This window comes from Nocardia rhizosphaerae, assembly GCF_042650365.1.
Classification (GTDB): Bacteria; Actinomycetota; Actinomycetes; order Mycobacteriales; family Mycobacteriaceae; genus Nocardia; species Nocardia rhizosphaerae.
In genome coordinates this window covers 1-22,153 of record NZ_JBHSBA010000002.1, presented here as the reverse complement: position 1 = coordinate 22,153, position 22,153 = coordinate 1, and the positions used below count along the sequence as shown (strand labels likewise).

At 70.7% G+C, this 22,153-nt stretch carries 20 protein-coding genes; 16 read left to right on the top strand and 4 right to left on the bottom strand.

All coding sequences use genetic code 11. The annotated features are described in order from the left end of the window. The first annotated feature begins 278 nt into the window (after positions 1–278). The 10 genes from ACFOW8_RS01055 (at position 279) to ACFOW8_RS01010 (ending at position 9,353) form a co-directional block, all read left to right on the top strand. On the top strand, positions 279–848 hold the full coding sequence (locus ACFOW8_RS01055; RefSeq protein ID WP_378543963.1) for a C40 family peptidase: 570 nt from the start codon (positions 279–281) through the stop codon (positions 846–848). Between the two features lie 177 nt (positions 849–1,025). Then, on the top strand, positions 1,026–2,090 hold the full coding sequence (locus tag ACFOW8_RS01050; protein WP_378543960.1) for an NlpC/P60 family protein: 1,065 nt from the start codon (positions 1,026–1,028) through the stop codon (positions 2,088–2,090). A 7-nt stretch (positions 2,091–2,097) separates the two neighbouring features. After that, entirely contained in the window at positions 2,098–3,105 is a 1,008-nt protein-coding gene (locus ACFOW8_RS01045; protein WP_378543957.1) for a peptidase MA family metallohydrolase, read from the top strand. A gap of 32 nt (positions 3,106–3,137) precedes the next feature. After that, complete coding sequence (locus tag ACFOW8_RS01040; RefSeq protein ID WP_378543954.1) at positions 3,138–4,265, top strand: glycosyltransferase family 4 protein; 1,128 nt, start codon at positions 3,138–3,140, stop codon at positions 4,263–4,265. A gap of 43 nt (positions 4,266–4,308) precedes the next feature. Then, a complete protein-coding gene (locus tag ACFOW8_RS01035; RefSeq protein WP_378543951.1) occupies positions 4,309–4,704 on the top strand; it encodes a polyketide cyclase / dehydrase and lipid transport in 396 nt (131 codons plus the stop codon). Between the two features lie 52 nt (positions 4,705–4,756). Then, positions 4,757–5,194, top strand: coding sequence for an SRPBCC family protein (locus ACFOW8_RS01030; RefSeq protein ID WP_378543948.1), 438 nt, complete (start codon positions 4,757–4,759; stop codon positions 5,192–5,194). Next, entirely contained in the window at positions 5,191–6,471 is a 1,281-nt protein-coding gene (locus ACFOW8_RS01025; RefSeq protein ID WP_378544226.1) for an ArsA family ATPase, read from the top strand. The genes ACFOW8_RS01030 and ACFOW8_RS01025 overlap by 4 nt, the downstream gene beginning before the upstream one ends. Then, complete coding sequence (locus ACFOW8_RS01020; RefSeq protein WP_378543945.1) at positions 6,461–7,525, top strand: hypothetical protein; 1,065 nt, start codon at positions 6,461–6,463, stop codon at positions 7,523–7,525. Before ACFOW8_RS01025 ends, ACFOW8_RS01020 begins: the two co-directional genes overlap by 11 nt. Beyond that, a complete protein-coding gene (locus ACFOW8_RS01015) occupies positions 7,522–8,505 on the top strand; it encodes an ROK family protein (protein ID WP_378543942.1) in 984 nt (327 codons plus the stop codon). Before ACFOW8_RS01020 ends, ACFOW8_RS01015 begins: the two co-directional genes overlap by 4 nt. A 119-nt stretch (positions 8,506–8,624) precedes the next feature. Then, a complete protein-coding gene (locus ACFOW8_RS01010; protein ID WP_378543940.1) occupies positions 8,625–9,353 on the top strand; it encodes a lysophospholipid acyltransferase family protein in 729 nt (242 codons plus the stop codon). A 63-nt stretch (positions 9,354–9,416) separates the two neighbouring features. Here ACFOW8_RS01010 and ACFOW8_RS01005 read toward each other — a convergent pair whose 3' ends face one another. Then, positions 9,417–11,666 carry a serine/threonine-protein kinase gene (locus ACFOW8_RS01005; protein WP_378543936.1) on the bottom strand — a complete coding sequence of 750 codons (2,250 nt, stop codon included), beginning with the start codon at positions 11,664–11,666 and terminating at the stop codon, positions 9,417–9,419. Positions 11,667–11,845: 179 nt separating this feature from the next. Here ACFOW8_RS01005 and ACFOW8_RS01000 point away from each other — a divergent pair, with 179 nt between their 5' ends. Further along, on the top strand, positions 11,846–13,234 hold the full coding sequence (locus ACFOW8_RS01000) for an ABC1 kinase family protein (protein ID WP_378543933.1): 1,389 nt from the start codon (positions 11,846–11,848) through the stop codon (positions 13,232–13,234). Position 13,235: 1 nt separating this feature from the next. Further along, positions 13,236–14,261: an AraC family transcriptional regulator gene (locus ACFOW8_RS00995; RefSeq protein ID WP_378543930.1), complete on the top strand. Its 1,026-nt coding sequence runs from the start codon at positions 13,236–13,238 to the stop codon at positions 14,259–14,261. Between the two features lies 1 nt (position 14,262). Here the strand turns inward: ACFOW8_RS00995 and ACFOW8_RS00990 are convergent, their stop codons facing one another. After that, positions 14,263–15,156 carry an alpha/beta hydrolase gene (locus ACFOW8_RS00990; protein WP_378543927.1) on the bottom strand — a complete coding sequence of 298 codons (894 nt, stop codon included), beginning with the start codon at positions 15,154–15,156 and terminating at the stop codon, positions 14,263–14,265. A 159-nt stretch (positions 15,157–15,315) separates the two neighbouring features. Between ACFOW8_RS00990 and ACFOW8_RS00985 the strand changes: the two genes are divergently transcribed. The 3 genes from ACFOW8_RS00985 (at position 15,316) to ACFOW8_RS00975 (ending at position 19,981) form a co-directional block, all read left to right on the top strand. After that, on the top strand, positions 15,316–16,866 hold the full coding sequence (locus ACFOW8_RS00985) for an alkaline phosphatase D family protein (RefSeq protein ID WP_378543924.1): 1,551 nt from the start codon (positions 15,316–15,318) through the stop codon (positions 16,864–16,866). Positions 16,867–16,917: 51 nt separating this feature from the next. Continuing rightward, positions 16,918–18,189, top strand: a complete 1,272-nt coding sequence (locus tag ACFOW8_RS00980) for an FAD-binding oxidoreductase (RefSeq protein WP_378543921.1) — start codon at positions 16,918–16,920, stop codon at positions 18,187–18,189. Positions 18,190–18,487: 298 nt separating this feature from the next. Then, positions 18,488–19,981 (top strand): MFS transporter, encoded by a 1,494-nt coding sequence (locus ACFOW8_RS00975; RefSeq protein WP_378543918.1) that lies wholly within the window; start codon positions 18,488–18,490, stop codon positions 19,979–19,981. A 66-nt stretch (positions 19,982–20,047) separates the two neighbouring features. Here ACFOW8_RS00975 and ACFOW8_RS00970 read toward each other — a convergent pair whose 3' ends face one another. Both ACFOW8_RS00970 and ctaC read right to left on the bottom strand, forming a co-directional pair. Then, positions 20,048–20,464 (bottom strand): cytochrome c oxidase subunit 4, encoded by a 417-nt coding sequence (locus tag ACFOW8_RS00970; RefSeq protein WP_378543915.1) that lies wholly within the window; start codon positions 20,462–20,464, stop codon positions 20,048–20,050. Between the two features lie 10 nt (positions 20,465–20,474). Beyond that, entirely contained in the window at positions 20,475–21,587 is a 1,113-nt protein-coding gene (gene ctaC, locus ACFOW8_RS00965; RefSeq protein WP_378543912.1) for an aa3-type cytochrome oxidase subunit II, read from the bottom strand. Positions 21,588–21,926: 339 nt separating this feature from the next. Between ctaC and ACFOW8_RS00960 the strand changes: the two genes are divergently transcribed. Then, positions 21,927–22,153 (top strand): hypothetical protein (locus ACFOW8_RS00960; RefSeq protein ID WP_378543909.1); only part of this gene is annotated, 227 nt, incomplete at its 3' end.

The following is a 22,153-nucleotide window of genomic DNA, read 5'->3' as shown; positions in this document are numbered from 1 at the left end:
GACCCGTCGGCGACTCGCCGGACCACTCCGTTCGGCACCCGGCAGACCACCTGGCGTTATCGTTTCGTGATTGGTGTGACGCAGCTCGCAGGGTTGGACCGCGATATTCGGACAACGCGCATTTCGGACCGATGTCCGACTTTACAAACCACCGTGATGTCTTCGTAACCTTTTCGAGACCTCACGGAGTCCCCACGACCGAGCAACGGTTCAGCGGGATGACCCCCGCCGCGTCATACGGACCCGGCGTCGTGGGGCAGATTGGAAGTACTCGCATCATGGCGACCAACACCGTCAAGCGTCAGGCGCAGCGTGCCGTTGCCGCCGGAGCCGTCGGCGCTGCCACCATCGGCGCGTTCCTCCTGCCGGCCGCCCCCGCGTCGGCGACCCCGGTGACCGTCCCCGGCATCGGCACCTTCGAGGTGCCCAACGAGATCCCGCTGCCGCAGGGTATCCCCGGCGTCGAGATCCCGGCCGCCCCGCAGACCTTCACCGCGCCACGTGCCACCGCCGCCGACATCGCCCTCGATGCCGCGCTGAGCAAGGTCGGCTCGCCCTACGTCTACGGCGCCGCCGGCCCGAACGCCTTCGACTGCTCCGGCCTGGTCCAGTGGGCCTACCGCCAGGCGGGCATGGAGCTGCCGCGCACCAGCGGCGCCCAGCTCAGCGCGGGCACCCCGGTCGCCTTCGAGGACCTGCGCCCCGGCGACCTGGTCTCCTTCTACGGTGGCGGCCACTCCGGTCTGTACGCGGGCGATGGCAATGTCGTGCACGCGGCCACCTCGGGCAGCCCGGTGCACGTCGCCCCGGTCTCCTCGATGCCGTTCGCGGGCGCGCGCCGCTTCTGATCGACGGTGCCGGTGCGTCGTTCACGGGGAAGGGCGCACCGTGACCCGTCCGTGCCCTACTGGACACGGGCATCCACAGTTCCGTAACCTGATCGAGACCTTCTCGGCGGACGCGGAGATCCGGTTCGGGTAAGGCGCAGTATCGGCGGACAACGAGAGAACGGGGCGCGGCGCACTGTGACTGCACACCACCGGAATCCGCGCGTGCCACGTGCCGTCGCAGGAGTCGTGTCCGCCGCGTTCCTGGTGTGCGCCTCCTACGCCGCGGGCCCTTCGCTGGCCGACCCGGTCGCCCTGCCGACCACCGCGAGCGACGCGATCGCCAGGATGGTCGACCTGTCCCGCCAGGCCGAGGCACTCAACCAGTCCTCGCTGGCCGCCCAGCAGGATCTCGACGCGAAACTCGCCGTGCAGCGCGACGCCGACGCGAAACTCGCCGCGAGCACCGCCGTCGCCGATGCCGCCCGCGCCGAGGTGCGCAAGTTCCAGCCGATGATCGACCGCACCGCGGTCGCCGCCTACACCGGCGCGCGTACCGACCGCATGTTCGCGGTGCTGTCCAGCGATTCGCCGCAGCAGCTGCTGGACAAGATGTCGCTGCTCGACGTGCTCGGCCAGCGAACCGCCGACGACGTGCGCCAGTTCACCAGGTCCGCCGACGCGGCCACCGCCGCCGAGACCGCGGCCCGCGCCGCCGCCGACACCGCCCGCGCCGCGACCGCGACGGCCGAGGCGGTGCGCGCCGATGTCGACCGCAAGCGCGACGACCTCACCGCCGCCACCACCCAGGTCGTCGAGGCCTGGGGTGCGCTGTCGGCCAGCGACAGGTCCACCCTGGCCGGTTCCCCGTTTCCCCCCGGCTTCGACCGCGACTCGCTGCTGGCGGGCCTGGTCCCCGGTAGCGGGACCAGCGCGCTGGCCGCCGCGCTGACCCGGGTGGGCGATCCCTATGTCTGGGGCGCCACCGGCCCCGATCGGTTCGATTGCTCCGGGCTAGTGCAGTGGGCGTTCAAGCAGGTCGGGATGACCGTGCCGCGCACCAGTTCCCAGCAGGCGAACTTCGGCACCCCGGTGGCGCGGTCGGAACTGCAACCCGGCGACGTGGTGCTGTTCTATCCCGAGATCTCGCACGTCGGCATCTACGCGGGCAACGGCTTGATGGTGCACGCCTCCACCTTCGGCGTGCCGGTGGCCGTCGCGCCGATCGACACCACGCCGTTCCACTCGGCCCGGCGATACTGAGCCGACGGTGACCGATCCGTCCCGCCGCGCGTCCGGCCTCCGCACCTGGTTCTCGGTCAACGGCCGCCTCGAATTCGTGCTCACGCTCGCCTCGGTCACCCTGCTGACCGGGGCGTGCGTCGCCCTGATCCTGCTACCGCGCAACGCGGGCCCGCTCCAGCTGGCCACCGACGAGGCCGAGGTCATCGGGACCACCGCGAACCTCGGCGATCCCCGGCTCACCCCGGTGCGCCAGGACCTGCAACCATTCGGACCCATCCTGGTGCGCCAGGTCGCCGCCGGTGGCTCCAGCGAGGCGCTGCTGGTGGCCCATCCGAGCCACCGCACCGATCTGGACGTGCTCGAGCAGCAGCTCGCGCCCGCGATCGCCGCCGTGAGCGCCACCTGGGGCACCGGCTGGAACCGCGCTCCGGTGATCGTCGTCGCGGGAACTCCCGCCGAGTTCACCGCGCTGACCAGGGCGGCCGGCACCACGGCCGAGGTCGCCGCGGTCGCGCTCACCGGGTCGTATGTGCCCGGCACCGAGCCCACCGAGCAGCGCATCGTGTTCAATCCCGACGCGCGTCGCCGGGTCGGTGACGAGGGCCTGGCGACGTTGCTGCGCCACGAACTCACCCACGTCGCCACCAGGGCCGCTACCGGCGACGGCGCGCCGCTGTGGCTCACCGAGGGCTACGCCGAGTACGTCGCGCAGCGCGGCCAGGGCAGCACCTTCTCCCAGATCGCCCCCACCCTCACCACCCGGTTACGGGCGGGCGTCCTGCCCACCGACCTGACCGCCGACGCCGACTTCACCGGCACCGACGCGCCCTACGCCTACGAAACCGCGTGGAGCGCCTGCGCGTTCCTCGCCGACCGCTACGGACCCGACACCCTCACCACGCTGTACCAGCGCCTGGCGACCGGCCCGCAGGACCGCGCGGCCTCCGACGCCGCCTTCGCCGCCGTGCTCGGCACCACCCGCGCCGACCTGCTCGACGGCTGGCAGGCCTGGTTACGCGGCCGCGCTGGCTGACCACCGCCACCAACCCATTAGGTTGTTCACTTATGGCCCGAACTCTGCTGGTTACCAACGATTTCCCGCCTCGGCCGGGTGGTATCCAGTCCTATCTGCACGCGCTGGCGAATCAGCTGCCGCCCGACGACCTGGTGGTGTACGCGCCGCGCTGGCGCGGTGACAGCCACGAGAAGTTCGACGCCGCGCAGAAGTTCCGCGTGGTTCGCCACCCGAGCACCCTCATGCTGCCCACCCCCGGCGTGGTCCGGCGGGCGAGCGCACTGCTGCGCGAGCACGAATGCGACACCGTCTGGTTCGGCGCCGCTGCCCCGCTGGCCGCCATGTCGCCCATGCTGCGCCGCGCGGGCGCCGACCGCATCCTGGCCAGTACGCACGGCCACGAGGTCGGCTGGTCGATGCTGCCCGGCGCGCGCCAGGTGCTGCGGTCGATCGGCGAGCACACCGATGTGGTCACCTACGTCAGCAAGTACACCCGCGGCCGGTTCGCCTCGGCGTTCGGTCCGCGCGCCGCGCTCGAGCATCTGCCGCCTGGCGTCGACCCGGCCGAGTTCCGCCCCGATCCGGGCGCGCGCGCCGAGTTGCGCGCCAGGTACGGACTCGGCGATCGGCCGACCGTGCTGTGCCTGTCGCGCCTGGTCCCACGCAAGGGCCAGGACATGCTGATCGTGGCCATGACCGAGATCCGTGAACGCGTGGACGGCGCCGTGCTGGTGATCGCGGGCGGCGGGCCTTACGAATCACGGCTGCGCACCCTCGCCGAGGCGCTCGAGGTCACCGACAGTGTGGTGTTCACCGGCCGGGTGCCCGCAGGCGAGCTGGCCGCCCATCACACCATCGCCGACGTGTTCGCCATGCCGTGCCGCACCCGCGGCGCGGGCCTGGACGTCGAAGGCCTCGGCATCGTCTACCTGGAAGCCTCGGCGACCGGGGTGCCGGTGGTGGCCGGAAGTTCCGGTGGCGCACCGGAAACCGTCCTGGAGGGCGAGACCGGTCTGGTCGTGCACGGCCGCTCGGTCGAGCAGATCAGCGACGCCGTGGCAGAGCTGCTCACCGACCGGGACAGGGCCGCCGCGATGGGCGCCGCCGGCCGGGACTGGGTGGAACGGAACTGGCACTGGGACCGCAAGGGCGCCCGGCTGCGCGAGCTGCTGCGGTGACACCCCGGCCGCGCCCGGTGTGGCGTCCACTACGCTCAGCGAGGTGAGCAGTATCCAGGTCGCAGATCAGACCTTCCTCGCCGCGCCGCCCGCCGCGATCGCCGAGCTCGTCGGCGCCACCGCGAACTGGCGCCGCTGGTGGCCCGACCTGCGCCTCGATGTGCGCGAGGACCGCGGCGACAAGGGCATCCGCTGGACGGTGACCGGCCCGTTGGAGGGCACCATGGAGGTGTGGCTGGAAGCCTGCCCCGACGGCGCGATCCTGCACTACTTCCTGCACGCCGAGCCCACCGCGGCCAAGCCGCTGTCACCGCGCGCGCTGGCCGCGGTCAACCGGGCCCGCCGCGTCGCGGGCAAGGACATGTCGTTCGAACTGAAGGCCGGGCTCGAGGCCGGCCGCCCCGCGGGTGTCGCGCCCGCGACCGTCGCGACGCCATGAGCGGCGTCACCGGCACCCTGCTCGACCGCACGAAAGGAACCGTTCCTCCGCCATGGCCGACCGGACCCAGAGATCGATCATCATCGAGGCGCCGTCGAAGCAGGTGATGGCCGTCATCGCGGATCTGGCGTCCTACCCGGAATGGGTCGCCGCCGCGCAGTCGGTGCAGGTGCTGGAGACCGACGCGGCGGGCCGGGCGGCGACGGCTCGCTTCGTCCTCGACGCCGGTGTCGTCAAGGACACCTACGTGCTGGCCTACACCTGGCGCGCCGACGGACACGCGGTGAGCTGGCGGCTGGTCAGCGGCGAACTGCAGAAGGCCCAGGACGGCAGCTACGAGCTGCGGGACCGGCCCGACGGCGGCACCGAGGTGATCTACGAGCTGACCGTGGACTTGAACATCCCGATGATCGGCATGTTCAAGCGCAAGGCCGAGAAGGTGATCACCGATACGGCCCTGAAGGAACTGAAGAAGCGGGTCGAGGGCTGAGCGGCCCGGGCGGTACCCGCGTCGAACTGTTCGTCGGCAAGGGTGGGGTCGGGAAGACGACCCTGGCCTGCGCGACGGGCCTCGCGCACGCCCGCGCCGGGCAGCGGGTGCTGATCGCCTCCCTGGACCAGGCGCATTCGCTCGGCGACGCGTTCGGTTTCCGGTTCCCGCACGATCCCGGCACGGTGGCGGGGGTGGCCAGGGTGGCGCCCGGCGTGGAGGTGATCGAGATCGATTCGCTCGCGTTGCTGGAGGACCGGTTCCGCGATGTGGTCGGCCTGCTGGCCAAAGGCGGCGGGCACGAGCACGGCATCGACCTGGCGGCGCTGGATCCGGCCGAGCTCACCGGTCTGCCCGGCGTACAGGAACTGCTGATGCTGGTGGAGATCGCCCAGTATGTCGAGGAGGACGACTGGGACGTCGTCGTCGTCGACTGCCCGCCCTCGGCCGACATGTTGCGCATCGTCACCGCCCCCGACACCCTGCTCACCTATCTCGATCGGCTGTGGCCACGGCACGCGCGCGCGATGAGCGCGATCGGGCCCGACCTGCGCAAAGCCGTGCTCGCCGCCACGGTGGAACGGATCGCCGGCGCGGTGCGCAAGGTGCGTGATCTGCTCACCGACCGCACCCGCACCGGAGCCCGGCTGGTCACCGGCCCCGAACAGGTCGCGATCGCCGAGGCGCGGCGGGTCCACTCGGCGGCCGCGCTGCTCGGCTTGCGGCTGGACGCGGTGGTGGTGAACAAGGTGCTGCCCCCGGTGCCGCCCCCTGGTGAGTTCGCGCACCCCGCCGTGCACTGGTATCTCAATCGCCGGGCCGAACAGCTCGAGGTGGTGGCGCGGCTGCACGAGCAGGTCAGCGATGTGCCGATCCTGCTCGCCGAGCACGCCGGGACCGAACCGGTGGGGGTGAACGCGTTGGTCGCGTTCTCGCACGGAGTCGACACGCCGCCCGGCCCGCCCGCTCGGGAAGCGGATTCGGGCGAACCGATGGTTCGATGGGAGTCCGGCTCCGGTGTCGACTCCGTGTACACCATGCGGATGCGGCTGCCGGTGGTCGATCCCGGCACCTTGCGGCTGGGCCGAGTGGAGGACGATCTGATCGTGGGAGCCGACGGGGTGCGCACACGCGTACGGCTCGCCGCGGTGCTGCAACGCTGCACCGTGGCGGGCGCCGAACTCGACGACGGTCACCTGGTGATCCGCTTCCGGCCCGATCCGCGGGTGTGGCCCGCCGATCCGAACTACCCGAAGGCGACCGCAGATGAGCACTGACGCCACGTCCGACGACCGCGGCCACCATCCCGACGGCTTCGCCGAGTTCACCGAGGAGCTCCGGCTGCTCGCCGAGGTCCTGCTGGCCAGGGTGGAGCCGGTGCTACGCCGCACCGCCGCCGACGGGCGGTCCGATCTCGGCGGCTGCAGCTGGTGCCCGGTCTGCGCCGCGGCCGCCCTGATCCGCGGCGAGCACCACGATGTGGTCGCCGCCCTCGCCGAGCACGGCACCTCGATGGTGACCGTCCTGCGCGAGGCGCTGGCCGGTGTCCCGGTCGAACCGGTCCTGCCGCCGGAATGGGCCGAATACGCGGCAGCACACCATCATTCGTGGTTCGGCGGCGACCCCGCCGACGATGCGGCCCGCGCACCTGGCGCGACCGACGCGCACGACCCCGCCACCGAGCACCACGCGCCTGGCACCCGCGCCACGACCAGCGCCCATGGCCCGGCCGGCGCGCATGAGCCCACGACCACACACCACCCGGCCGGCACACACGGCACGGCCGGCACGCGGCGCCAGGCAGGTGCGCACAACCCGGCCGGCGTGGACGACCCAGCGAACCCGCATTATCCGACTGGCGCGCGCAGCGCGGCCGGAGCACCCAGCTCGGTCGACACATCAGCCTCGACGAGCGCTGCGGGGACGCCCGGCGCACCCGGCTCATCGAGCACGCATGGGCCGACAGACGCGCACGGCTCCGCGAACGCGGACGGGCCTGCCGAGGGGCGGGTGCACGCTGGCGCGGACGCGAAGTCCGGGCGGTCCGGCAGCGCGGACCCGGCGTCCACCGGCACCGCCGATCCGGCGGACACCGGTCGCGCGACCGGCCGTCGCGGCGCACGCTGGGGCTCCGTCCGCCGCGAGAACGCACCGCGCCCGCGGCGGGTCGACGAGTTCACCTCGACCCACACGCCCGGCACCGACACGAGGCCCGATATCGGCCTGGTCCCCCCGCCACCCACCGACGCCGAGGCGAACACCGACGGATCGCGCTCCACTCGCGCGCCGCGCTCGCGTTACGTCGACATTCCGGTCACGATCCGGGGATGACCGAACGGATCGACCCGCAACACCTGCTCACCGTCGGCATCGACGTCGGCGGCACCAACATCCGGGCCTCGGTCGTCGATGCCGGAGGCGAGGTGCTCGACACCGTGCAGGCGCCGACCCCGCACGCGGAGCGGGCGCTCGAGGACGCCATCGACCACGCGGTGCGCGAGCTGGCACGCCGACATCCGATCGCCGCGGTCGGGCTCGCGGTCGCCGGGTTCATCTCCGCCGACCGTTCCACCGTGCGGTTCGCCCCGCACCTGCCCTGGCAGGACGCCCCGGTCGCGCAGCGGCTCACCACCCGGCTGGAACTGCCGGTGATTCTCGAACACGACGCGAACGCGGCGGGCTGGGCCGAGTACCGGTTCGGTGCGGCGGCGGGCGGGCACACCGTGGTGCTCATCGCCATCGGCACCGGTATCGGCGCCGCCCTGCTCATCGACGGGCAGCTCTATCGCGGCAGTCACGGCATCGCCCCGGAGCTCGGGCACCTGCAGGTGGTGCCGGAGGGCCGGGCCTGTCCGTGCGGCAAGCGGGGCTGTTGGGAGCGCTATTGCAGCGGAACGGCGCTGGCCGAGACCGCCATCGAACTGCTGGCCACCGACCGGGTGCCTTCGGTCCTCGCGCGGGAGGTGCGCCGCGATCCCGGCTCGCTCACCGGCCGCCGGGTCGCCGGGGCCGCGCAGGACGGCGACCAGCTCGCGGTGGCGGCGATGGCCGACTTCGCCCGCTGGCTCGGGCTCGGACTCGCCTTCGTGAGCGACCTGTTCGACCCCGATCTGGTCGTGATCGCCGGTGGGGTGAGCAGTTCGGCGCCGCTGTTCCTCGACGAGGCCCGCGAGCACTACGCGCGCGCGGTCACCGGTGCGGGCCATCGCCCGCTGGCGCGCCTGCGCACCACTCAGCTGGGTGAGGCCGCGGGCATGATCGGCGCCGCGGAACTGGCCAGGGCCGCGGTCGGCGCCCCGGTCGGGAGATGATCCTCACACCCGTGTGACCTGACCCCCCGCTCGGGTTGGTTGTGACCTGCGACCAGCGGTAAAGTCGATTTCCGACGAGGCTGCACCCCACACGATCCCGGTACCGAGGAAAGGACGCCATGTTCTACTGGCTGCTCAAGTTCGTCTTTCCGGGACCGTTCATGCACCTATACAACCGGCCGGTGGTCGAGGGCGTCGAGAACGTCCCCACCGACGGCCCGGCGATCATGGCGGGCAATCATCTCTCCTTCGCCGACTGGCTGTTCGCGCCGCTGCTGTCGCCGCGACGGATCAACTACCTCGCCAAGGCCGAATACTTCACCACCCCCGGTATCAAGGGCCGCCTGCAGAAGTTCTTCTTCAGCGGCACCGGCCAGTACCCGATCGACCGCAGCGGCGCCACGGCCGCCGAGGACGCGCTCAACGCCGCCCGCAAGCTGCTCGACGAGGGACGCCTCGTCGGCCTGTACCCGGAGGGCACCCGCTCCCCCGACGGCCGCCTGTACAAGGGCAAGACCGGCATGGCCCGCCTCGCCCTCGAGACCGGTGTGCCGGTCATCCCGGTGGCGGTCATCGGCACCGACAAGGTGAGCCCGCCCGGACCGTTCAAGTGGCGTCGTCAGCGGGTCACCCTGAAGTTCGGCGCGCCGCTGGACTTCTCGCGCTACGAGGGCATGAGCGGCAATCGTTTCGTCGAGCGCGCCGTCACCGACGAAGTGATGTACGAGCTGATGCGCCTGACCGGCCAGGAATACGTCGACGTGTACGCGCACAGCTTCAAGAAGGGCACCAAGCCCACCGACAACCAGCTCGAGGCCAACCGCATCCCCGACACCGCCGCCAGCTGACCTGCGCCGTCCCCGCCGCCACACGCCGCACTCCGGTGCCGTGTGGCGGTGGCGTTTCCGGCGTCAGCGCGTGACGATGCGTTCCAGCGCGGCCAGGTCCCGTTCCAGCATCCGGAACAGCCAGTACACGCCGACGAAGGCCAGCGCGCCGCCGAAGCACAGCACCCGCAGCGGCACGATCACCGACGCGATGTCGGCGGACGGGATGAAGGTGACTCCGGCGGCGCCCAGCAGTGGTACCGCGGCGGCGATGGTCAGGAAGTAGGTGCTGCGCCGGTCGAGTGCGCGTAGCTGGGCGCTGTCCTCGGGACCGAGCCCGCCCAGCGGCAGGAACGCCGGGTACAGGCACCGCACCGCGTAGAAGCTGACCAGGAAGTACGGGTAGGCCATCGCGATGGCGCCGCACACGATCTGGGTGAGGAAGAAATGCGCCGAAGCCTCGGCGCTGAGGTTGCTCCCGGACAGCTGTACCGACACCGGTACCGCGATTCCGGCGATCACCCACAGCACGAAGCAGGTCAGCACAGTGCGACCGGCCAGCTGCAAGGTGTCCGACCGTGCCCTGGCCAGCGCCCGCGCATCGTAGACCCGGCCGGTGCGCAGCCCGTGCATGATGAACCACAGGTGCATGACCAGCGCGACGGTCACGATCGCGCCGATCACGAACCCGGCGCCGTAGCAGGCCAGCGCCACCCGGTCGTAGGTGCGCTGCGCGTCGACGTCTAGTTTGCCGAAGATCAGCGTCCGGTTGTGGTTGTAGCTGTAGAGGATGGCCAGCACGTTCGGCACCGCGATCGCCAGCGCCATGATGGGGTGGATCCAGCTGCGAGCGCGTAGCCGCGCGCTGCCGGGCGGCGGGTCGACCAGATCGCGGGCCCGCGTGTCCAGGCACACCTGCAACTGCTGAGCCATGTCGGCGCCGCGTTCCCAGCGCTTGGCCGGGTCCGGTTCGAGGGCGCGCACGAGCGCGCGACGCAGCGCGGCCGGGGTGTCAGGCGGCAGGTCGGCGTAGGGCAGGTCGGCGGGGCTGTGCGCGCGCCGGTCGAGCAGGGCGTCGATGGCGGTGCGGTCGCCGCCCATGGCGAGGTCGTCGGCGAAGGGTTTGCGCCCGGTGAGCAGCTCCCACAGCACCACGGCGAGGGAGAACAGGTCGCTGCGGGTGTCGAGGTCGGCGGCGGCGACCGGGCGGTCGGGATGCACCACCGACAGCTGTTCCGGCGACATGTAGGCCAGCGAGCCGCCGAAGTAGGCGACCGGGCTGTCACCGGAGACGCTGCCGCTGAAACTGATGTTGAAATCGGCGAGCTTGGGCACGCCCTCGGCGGTGAGCAGCACGTTCGCCGGTTTGACGTCGCGGTGCAGCACGCCGATCCCGCCCGCGTAGTCCAGCGCCTGGGCCAGCCTGCGCCCCAACCAGGCCACGGTCTCCGGCCAGGACAGTCCGGCCAGCTCGGCGCGCACCGGTGATTCGGCGGGCTGGATCTCCCCCTTGTCCGCGAGCACCGAGTCGACGACATCGAGCAGCAGGTGCCCGTCGCGCTGCTCCGGCGGGGTGGCGCGCACCCGTTCCAGCACGGTGAGCAGTGTCCCGCCGGGCACGTACTGCATGTAGAGCAGCCGCAGCGCGGGCCCGTCGAGGACCCGCTGGTCGAACACGCGCACGATGTAGTCGTGGTCGAGCTGGGCCAGGGTCTGCGGTTCGGCGCCCTTGTCATGAGAGATCTTCACCGCGACCAGCCGCTGCATGGACCGCTGCCTGGCGAGGAAGACCCTGGCGAACGCGCCGCGCCCGAGCGCGGTCATCAGGTCGAAGTCGTCGATGCGCTGACCGGCGTCGAGGTCGTCGAGCTTCGCCGGTGCGGCGGGCGCGCCGAGCAGGGTGCTGTGATAGTCCTCGGTGGTCAGCAGCTGCGAGAGTTGTTCGGCTTGTTCGGGATAGGCCGCGGTGTATTCGCCGACGTCGACGGAGCCGCCCGCGCGGCGGCGCAGATGGTATTCCTCGTAGATGAGGTCGGGTGGCAGCGGCCAGGTGCGCAGCTCCGGTAGTTCCTCGACATATTCGGCCAGCCGTTTCGGCGCGGTGCCGCGTTGCCACCGATTGGCCAGGTCGATCTTGATCAGTTCGATCAGCGACACCCGGCGGATGGCGGGCGCGGCGGGCAGATAGTGGCGCAGGTCGGGCGGGGAGTCGGAGTTCTGCCACGCCGCGGCGAAGCGTTCGACGGCGTCGGCGACCTGGTTGCCACGCGATGTCGCCGGCGACCGGTCTGGCTGGACGGTCACCCCGGAGGCAGGCGGGGCGGGATGCGCCATATTCGCATCGTAACGCCGTCGGCCGCGGCGGGTCCGGCACTTGCCCCGGTCCGGTGCGCGCGATTGCGCGCCGGTTGCCACCCGCGGCCCGCCGCCGCAGTTGCGCGACCGCGCACGAGGCCGCGCACCGGCTTGATAGCCTCGAGCGACGCAGGACCGGCGGGGGCAGCGAGGTGGACATGGTCGACGGAGATCGGGAACGGCGGGTGACCCCGTTCGCTCGCCGCGCGAAGGCAGGCCGCGATCCCCGTCCCGGCACCCCACCCACCGGCCAGGTGGCCCGCAGTGCCCGGCTCGCCGCCGTCCCCGTCGCCTACGCCGGACGCCGGATCGCCGGGCTCGGCAAGCGGGCGGCGGGCCGCGATGCCGCCGATGTGCAGCGTGAGATCCGCACCAGGACCGCCGAGCATCTGTTCCAGGTGCTCGGTGAGCTCAAGGGCTGTGTGGCGAAGCTCGGTCAGCTGCTCGGCCTGCTCGAACTCGGGCTCGCTCCCGAGCTGGCCGAACCGTATCGGCAAGCCCTCGCCCGCCTGCACGATTCGGCGCCCGCCATGCTGCCCGGCGCGATCCACGCCGAGCTCGCCACCCATCTCGGCGCCGATTGGCGGTCGCTGTTCCTCGAGTTCGACGATCGCGCGGCCGCGGCGGCCTCGGTCGGGCAGGTCCATCGGGCCCGCTGGCACGACGGCACGCCGGTGGCGGTGAAGGTGATGTATCCGGGTGCGCGGCGGGCGGTGCTCGCCGATCTGCAGGTGCTGCGCCGCGCCACCCCGCTGTTCACCGCGCTGCTGCCCGGCGCCGACACCAGGCCGGTGATCGAGGCACTGTGCCAGGAGATCAACGCCGAACTCGACTACGCCAGGGAGGCCGAGAACCAGCGCGCGTTCGCCGCCGCGTTCGCGGACGACCAGGAGGTGGTGCTCAGCCGGGTGATCGCCCAGCGCGGTGACGTGCTGGTCACCGAATGGCTGGAAGGTGTCCCGCTGACCCGGCTGATCGGCTGCGGCGAGGCCGCCGAACTGGACCGCCTCGGCGTGCTGATCCTGCGTTTCCTGTTCTCCGCGCCGGCCAGGGCCGCGCACGTCTACGGCGACCCACACCCCGGTAACTTCCTGCGCATGCCCGACGGACGGCTCGGCGTCGTCGATTTCGGCGCCTGCACCCCGTGGCCGGTGGCCTTCCTCGATGTCGCCGGTGACGTGGGCGCCGCCGTGGTCGCCGACTCCCCCGCCGATCTGGAGGCCGCGATCCGCAGGCACGGCTTCGTCGCGCCGGGCGGCGCCCTCGACATCGCCACGGTCGCGAGCAGGCTGCGACCCGTGCGCGAGGCACTGCTCGCCCCCACCTATCCGCTGTCGGCGGACTGGCTGCGCGAACAGGTTCGCCTCGCCACCGACCTGCGCCTGTCGAATGTGCTGCGCCAGTTGACGATGCCACCCGACCACACCCCCATCCTGCGCTCGTTCCTCGGCGGCATCGCGATTCTGTGCCAGCTGCGCACCGAGGTACCGCTGCGCGCGGAATGCACCCGCTGGTATCCCGAGACCGCCGCCGCCGCGGGCTTGTGACGTGACGCACTGGGACATACCGCGCGCGCCGGTGGGCGCCCTGCTGACCACCCGCCTCGGCGCCGAGCACGGTGTCCCCGTCGCGGAGTGCCTGCGTGGCACCGGGCTCAGCGCGGAGCGGCTGGCCGATCCGGGCGCCGAGATCTCCGCCGCCACCGAACTCGCGGTGATCACCAATCTGCTTCGCGCACTGGATGATCCGCCCGGACTCGGGGTGCGGGCGGGCAGCCTGTTCCGGCTCACGTCCTTCGGCATGTGGGGTTTCGCGCTGATCAGCAGCCCGACGGTGGGTGCCGCCATCCAGGCGGGTCTGCAGTTCGCCGATCTCACCTTCGCCTTCAGCGAGGTCGCCGTGCGCCGCACCGGCGACGATCTGCGCCTGGCGCTCTCGGCCCCCGATATCGGGGAACCGTTGCGGCGCTTCGTGCTGGAGCGGGATATGGCGGCCATCGCGACGCTGAACCGGGACCTGCTCGCGGTGCCGATCCCGATCGGGTCGGTCCGCTTCGGCTTCGCCGCACCGCCGCCCGAAGTACTCCCCCTCTACACCGAGATCTTCGGGCTGGCACCGGAATTCGACGCCGACGAGTGCTCGGTCGGGTTCGACCGCACCCATCTGGATGCCCCGCTGCCGCAGGCCAACGAACACACCGCGGCCGTCGCGCTCGCGCACTGCCGCGAGCTGCTCGACCGGCGCACCGCACGCGGCGGCACCGCGGGCCGGGTGCGTGACATCCTCGTCGAGTGCCTCCCGCAGCCGCCGGACGCGCCGCGACTGGCCGGGATGCTGTACATCAGCGAGCGCACGCTGCGGCATCGTCTGGCCAAGGAGGGCACCTCCTACCGCGCCCTGCTCGACGAGGTCCGCGAACGGCTGGCCGAGGAACTGCTGGTGCGCAACGGCCTGCCGGTCACCGAGATCGCCCGCCGCCTCGGCTACGTGGAGGTGTCGAGTTTCTCGCAGGCCTTTCGCCGCTGGAAAGGCATGGGGCCCAGAGCTTATCGCGCCGGACGGGTGGCCTGCTGAGTCAGCGCGCCACCCCCGCGCCCAGTTGCGCCACCGCACGGGTGGCCGCGGGAAACAGCCCGGCGTGCAGGTGCCAGACATGCCACATCCCGTCGAACACGGTCAGGTCCACCGGAACCCCGGCGCCGCGCAGCGCCTCGGCCAGCCGTTCGGCGTCGGCGCGCAGGATCTCCTCGGCGCCGACGTGGATGGTCACCGGCGGCAGCTCGCGCAGGTCGGCGAACACCGGCGACACCAGGGGGTCGTCGGGGTCGGCCGCGTAGGCGGCGGCGCACTGGCGCAACCAGTCCAGGGGCAGCATGTCGTCGATCCGCCCGGTCAGCCACGGATCGGTCAGGGTGAGATCGGCCCATGGCGAGACGAGCAGCAGCGCACGGGGTTTCGGTGCGCCCGCGTCGCGCAGGCGCACCGCCGCCGACACCGCGAGGCCGCCACCCGCCGAGTCGCCGACGACGACGATGTCGGTGTGGCCAGCGGCCAGCAGGTCCTGATAGGCCGCGACCGTATCGTCGAGCGCGGCGGGGTACGGATGCTCCGGAGCCAGCCGGTAGTCGAGCAGATACACCGTCCGCCCGGTCGTCTCGGCCAGATAGGCGGCCAGTGCGCGATGGGTGGCCGCACCGCCCACGGTGTATCCGCCGCCGTGCAGATACAGCACGACACCGGCGCCGGTGTCGGTGGTGGTACCCACCCGCTCGGCGGGTCGCCCGCCGAGCACGGTCCGGCTCACCTGGGTGCCGGGCGGCAGCCGGCGCACCACGCCGAGCATCGCGGTCGCCCTGCGCCGCACGCCGAGTGGCACCTCGGGCCGCAGCAACGGCCGCAGCCCGTGCCGGACGACGGTGCGCAAGACCTTCTGCATCGGGCTCGGCGCGGCGGCCGTCGGTGCTGTCATACCGAATACGGTAGGCCCGCCCCACCTGCGGGTACAGTCCGGGATCGGCCATGAAGTTACTCGGTCCGGCAATGCCGCCCGCGTTCCGTTCGACAGCGTTCACGCACTGTTGCCGCTGCCGCGTTCCCCCGTTCCGACCGGTGTCGCACCGTGGAAGGCATGGCTGGTTCGGATTTCGCGATGTCCCGGCGCACCCTGTTGCGCGCCACCGCACTCGGTCTGGTGACCACTCCCGCCCTCGCGGCCTGTGGCGACGGCCCCGGCCTGGTGCGGGCGCGGCCCACCCTCACCCACGGCGTCGCCGTCGGCGATCCGCGCACCGACGGCGCGCTGATCTGGGCCCGCGCCGACCAGCCTGCGACCCTGATCGTCGAGACCGCGGCGACCGAGAAGTTCAGCGACGTCCGGCGATTCACCGGCCCGCTGCTCACCCCCGCCACCGACGGCACCGGCCGGGTCAGGGTGAACGGCCTGCCCGCCGGGCAACTGGTGCACTACCGGGTGCGCCTCGAAGGCGAGGACGGCGCCGCCTCCGAACCCGTCACCGGCGTGTTCCGCACCGCGCCGAGCGCACCCGCCGACATCACCCTGCAGTGGTCCGGCGACGTCGCCGGACAGGGGTACGGCATCAACCCCGACATCGGCGGGATGCGGATCTTCAGCACCATGGCCGCCCGTGACCCGCACCTGTTCCTGCACTCCGGCGACTGCGTCTACGCCGACAACGCGCTGAAGGAATCGGTCACCTTGCCCGACGGCCGGGTGTGGCGCAACGTCACCGCCGAGGCCAAGAACGCGCCCGCCGAGACCCTGGACCAGTTCCGCGGCAACTACGCCTACAACCTCACCGACGACAACTACCGCCGCTTCAACGCCGCCGTCGCGCAGGTGGTCCAGTGGGACGACCACGAGACCACCAACAACTGGTACCCCGGCGGCACCGTCGCCGCGGACAAGGGTTACACCGAACGCGATATGGACACCCTGGCCGCGCGTGCCTGGCAGGCCTTCCACGAGTGGATGCCGCTGGAGCCGAAGGAAGCCGTCGACGGCCGCCTGTACCGCAAGATCCCCTACGGCCCGCTGCTCGACGTGTTCGTCCTCGACATGCGCACCTACAAGGACGCCAACGGCGCCAACACCGCGCCGCGGGGCAGCGTGCTCGGCGCCGCGCAGACCGACTGGCTGATCGCCGGACTGCGTGAGTCGACCGCCACCTGGAAGATCGTCGCCGCCGACCTGCCGCTCGGGGTGATCGTCCCCGACGGCAAGACCGCGTTCGAGGGCCCGGCCAATGCCGAGCCGGGCGCGCCGTCGGGCCGTGAGACCGAGCTCGCGAAGGTGCTGTCGGCGATCAAGGCGAACAAGATCACCGACGTCGTCTGGCTGACCGCCGACGTGCATTACACCGCGGCACACCACTACTCGCCCGCCCGCGCCGCGTTCACCGAGTTCGACGAGTTCTGGGAGTTCGTCTCCGGCCCGCTCAACGCGGGCGCCTTCGGCCCCAACGACCTCGACCCGACGTTCGGTCCCGAGGCGGTGTTCGTGCACGCGCCGCCTGCGCCGAACACCTCACCGCTGGACGCGCAGTATCAGCATTTCGGTGAGGTGCGCATCGCCGGAAACACCGGTGAGCTCACGGTTGACCTGTGCGACGCGACCGGCGCGGTACTGTTCTCCCAGCAGCTCACGCCTACGCGAAAGTAGGTGCGAGGTACCGTGCGCGAGAATCGCCGACCTGTGGTTAGCTATGCGGTCATGGGCACGCCGCAGACCGTCTTCTCCGAAGAGTATCTCCCCCGTGACACCGCGGATGTCGTTCGCACCGTACGCGATTCACGTGATCGTTCGGAACGCTTGACGGTTTGTGGCGGTGAGCAGACCGAAGAGTCCTTCGGGTTGGCCGATCAACGCGCCGTGCTCTCGCTGCGCAAGATGAACGCGGTGCTCGACATCAACCTCGGCAGGCGTATGGTCCGCGTGCAGGCGGGCGCGAAGCTCTCGGAGATCGACCGCCGCCTCGCCGCACACGGTCTCGGCCTCCCCGTGGTCGGCGATCATCGCGACATCACCGCGGGCGGGTTCGCCTCGGTCGGCGGGGTGAGCACCGCCTCGCACCGCTACGGCATGTTCATCGACCAGATCGCCGACCTCGAGTACGTCGACCCCGACGGCCGGATCGGCACCTGCGGGCGCTCCCACCACACCGAGCGGTTCCACCGCATTCTCGGCGCGGGCGGGCGCGCGGGCATCATCACCGCCCTCACCCTCGATGCGGTCGAGGTGGACAAGGACCACACCTGGCTCACCACCGACGCCGACCGGTTCCTCGACTTCGACTCCTTCGTCGAGCACGCGACCACCGAGATCACGAATCCGGGCAGCGCGGCACTGCAGGTGGGTCGCTGGGTCGATACCGCGCCGCTGAAGGTGGCGCGTCCCGTCGGCACCGGCCAGGTCACCCTCGGCGCGGTCCGCTTCGGCCAGTGGTCCAGCCTCTACCCCGCCACCCCCACCCGCGGGCTGCGTGCCCGGCGCGAGGTCGGCAGCCGGACCAGGAAGTCGCTGGGCGCCATCGCCTCCGCCGCGGGCGGCCGGGCGGGCATGCCGGTGCGCAATGCCGCGGCGGGTGCGCTGATGTTCGCGCCGAAGGTGCTCACCATCCGCGACGCGGAGTACCTGGCCGACACCGTCATCAGCTCGTCCGAGCGCGGCCCCGCCTACCGTGTCGGCGTCTTCGCTCCGCTGGCCAACTACGGGTCGGTCTTCTACGGCCTGCACGACCTGTTCGCCGAGCACCGGGAGCGCACCGGCTGCTTCACCGTCATCTCGGCGATGACCTACGGCGTGCGTTCCCCCTATCTGCGCGCCGAGGCCGCCGCCCGCGGTCTGGCCGCCGCCGACTACGGCCTGATCACCTTCACCTGCCGCCTACGCCCCTCGGCCCTGCCCTCGGAACAGCTGCGCGAGATCGTGGCAGGCATCGACGACATCTGCCGTTCGGAGCAGGCGCTGCGCTACAGCGTGTAACCCTGCCCACCCACTCGGCGGCCGGTCGCATCGCGACCCGGCCGCCGAGTCGTTTCCCGGTCCGCCCGGTGGTCCACCCCACGCATCCAACCGTAGTTTCACTTATGGTGCACGTGTTCGGGATCTGTGATACACGACTTCTTCGCAGCTCACACGATGTTTCTCCCGCCGCGATCGGCACATCGACATTTTCCCTCTCCCAGTGGATGGGAACTCTCGCGCTGAGATCGGGGTCGAGACCGTGTGATGCCGGTTACGCATTCATCGAATGCGGGAACCACCTGTGAAAGGACCGATGATGGTCGCTACCCACTCCACACCGACCGGCGAACGCTGGACGCCGCGCTTGATCCTGTCACTCGGCTCGATCGTGCTGCTGCTGGAAATGCTCGCGGTCAGCTACATGATGATCTCCACGGCGCTCCCGTCGATCGCGGCGCACTACCAGACCACCCAGGGCGCTTGGCTGCTGACGTCGTTCCTGCTGGTCGGTGCCGTCACCGCGCCGTTGATCGGCAAGCTGGCCGACATGTTCGGCAAGCGCAAGGCCCTGCTCGGGTGTGTGACCGTGGCCGCCGCCGGGTCGCTGCTGTCGGCGCTCGCCGGCAGCTACGCGGTCCTGATCGCGGGCCGCGCGCTGACCGGCCTGCTCATTCCCTGCCTGTTCCTGAGCTACTCGCTGATCCGGGACGTGTTCCCGGCCAAGACGGTGGCGCTGGCGGTCAGCATCGCGACCAGCGGGATGGGGCTGATCGCGATTCCCGCGCCGTTCCTCACCGGCTGGCTGATCGACAATCACGGATTCCGCAGCATCTTCTGGTTCTTCGTCATCGGGCTCGCCGTGCTCGGTGTGTTGATCTCGCTCACCACCGCCGAGTCGTCGGTGCGGTTGCGCTCGCGCATCGATCCGCTCGGCGCGCTGCTGCTCGGCGGCGGCATCGCCGGTGTCCTGATCGCGGTCAGCTTCGGACCGACCTGGGGCTGGCGTGACTCCTCGACCCTGGCCTACCTGGCAGGCGGCGTCGTCCTGCTGCTCGCCTGGCTGGCGACCGCACGGATGATCCGGGAACCGCTGATCGACCTCGCGGTACTCGGACGACGTTCGGTCCTGCTCACCACCCTGGGTGCCGGTCTCTGCTACGGCGCCAGCGGGCTGTTCACCATTCTGCTGCCGATGCTGGCCATGACACCCGCCGTGTTCGGCCTCGGCTACGGCTTCGGTGTCAGCGCGGAGGGTTTCGCGATCTTCCAGGCGCCGGTCGGGCTGATGGTGGTGGTCGGCGGTGTCCTCGTCGGGCTGCTGGTCGGGCGCCGTGATGTCCGACCTCGTGTCCTGATGGCGGTCGGCATGCTGCTGATGGCGCTCGGTTTCACGCTGACCGCCGTCGCGCACGACAGCAAGCCGCTGCTGATCGTGTTCGCCGGGATCTTCGGCACCGGCATGGGCATGGCCTACGCCGCCATCCCGAACCTGCTGATCGAGGCCGTGCCGCCGCAGTTGCAGGCCACCACGGCGAGCCTGGTCGGGGTCTCCCAGAGCGTGTTCCCCGCGATCCTGCCGGTCATCGCGTTCACGGTGCTGAACAACTCCTACATCGCGCCGATCCCGCCGGAGCTCACCCAGGGCGCGGTGTTCTACCTGGACCGCGGCTTCACCATCGCCTTCCTGATCGGCGCCGCGACCGCGCTCATCGGCGCCGCCGTCGCGGTGGCACTGCCCCGCCGCATCGTGCAGCTGTCAGCACCCCTTGTCGGCGCGGGGCCCGAGGAAGAAGCCGTCTTCGCGCGCTGATCGCCCCGAGAAAACGACGACGTCGCCGCGCCCCTCAGGAGGTCGCGGCGACGTCGTGTCGATATCTCAGTGCTTCTCGGCGCCCAGGTAGTACTCGAACACCAGGCCCGCCGCGGCGACGAGCACCAGCGCCACGCCGAGGGCGATCAGCCAGTACTGGAAGAACGCCAGGCCGAGCGCGGTGACCGAACCCGCGGCGGCCAGGCTGATCGGCCAGAAGCTACCGGGCGAGAAGAAGCCCAGATCACCGGCGCCGTCCACGATCTCGGCCTCCTCGTAGTCCTCGGGCCGCAGGTCGATGCGGCGCGCGACGAACCGGAAGTAGGTGCCGATGATCAGCGACAGGCCCGCGGTCAGCACGATCGCGGTGGTACCCGCCCACTCGATGCCGGTGCGCGACTGCGCGGTGAAGAAGCCGTAGACGATGCCCACCAGGATGAAGAACGCCGTGAGCAGTTCGAAGATCCGTGCTTCGATCCTCATGTCAGAATCCTCACTTGCTCTCGTTCACCGAAGCGCTCTTGCTGTCGCGCTTGGTGTTGAAGGGGTACGTGGAGGTGGCCACCGGCGACTCGCCGATCGACTCGAGCGCCTGACCGTTGGTCATACCGCTCTCACGGGCCTTGATGTAGTCGGCGAACTTCTCCGGCGACACCGCCCTGACCTCGAAGTTCATCATCGAGTGGTAGGTGCCGCACATCTCGGCGCAGCGGCCGACGAAGGCGCCTTCCTTCTCGATCTCGGAGATCTGGAAGACGTTGTCGGACTGGTTCTCCTTCGGGTTCGGCATCACGTCGCGCTTGAACATGAACTCCGGCACCCAGAAGGCGTGGATCACGTCGGCGGCCGCGAGCTGGAACTCGATGCGCTTGCCGGTGGGCAGGACCAGGACCGGGATCTCGGTGCTGGAACCGATGGTCTCGATCTTGTCGTAGTGCAGGTACGAGAGGATGTCGTTGGCCGGCTTGCCGTGCACCGGGCCCGGCTGCGGGTGACCCTCTTCGTTCGTGCGCTCGGCGTACTCGGCGAGCTGCTCCTGGTTGGCCGCCTCACGCTCGGTGTCGATCCCGTCGTAGGTGAGACCCGCGACGTTGTTCACGTTGCGGTAGCCGAACTTCCAGTTCCACTGGAAGGCGGTCACGTCGACGGTGACATCAGGGTTGTCGGTCTTCTCGTGCACGTAGTTCTGCACGACGACGGTGAAGTAGAACAGCACCGCGATGATCACGAACGGGATCGCCGTGTAGGTCAGCTCCAGCGACACGTTGTACCCGGTCTGGCGCGGGAACTCCGGGGAGTCCTTGCGCTTGCGGTGCATGATGATGGTCCAGAAGGTGAGACCCCAGACCAGTACGCCCATCGCGAGCGCGGCCAGCACGGACCAGGTCCACAGCTCCCGCATCCGGGTGGCCTGCGGGGTGATACCCGATGGCCAGCCGAACCGCAGCCAAACATTGTCGATCGAGCAGCCCGAGACCAGGAGGGCGGTGATCCCCAAGGACACCGCCAGCCCGGCCCGCCGAAGGATCCGGCCCCGAACGGGTCGTGCCCCGATCTCTTCGCTCGCCTTGTGCGCCACGCTCACGCCTTCCTGGTCGCTACACATTCCGACACATTGCGCCGTCCGGGCCGCGATCCGCCCTTCCGACACCACTTCCAAGCACGTTTCAGACCGCCCTCGAGTATCGCGGCCGAACGGCCAGCGCACCTGAGAAGGACCTGAGTACTACGCAGCGTAGACCAAAGCGGGCGAACTCTTGTCGCGGGGTCGCATTCGACACTCCGCTGTGACCGGACAGAACTGCGCGACCTGCGGTTCCTCACGGCGAAGGGACCGAATCGGCCGGAGGGCCGACCGCCGCAGGGGCTTTCACCTCGCCACCGCTCCGCCGGTCGGGGCCTGCTGCGGCATACTCGGTAGAGTTCACCGCATTCCATGACGTGAATGCCGTCAAACCCACGCGTCGAGCAGGTCCGGCCCCGCCCGCGCGCGTCCATCGAACGAGAGAAGGTTGCCGACACCGTGTGCGGACTGCTCGGATTCCTGACAGCTGATGCGGCGACGACCGAGGTGGTCGATCAGGTCTACGACGCCCTGCATTGCCAGCGGCACCGCGGCCCGGACGAGAAGGGCACCTGGCACGACGAGCACATGATCTTCGGCTTCAACCG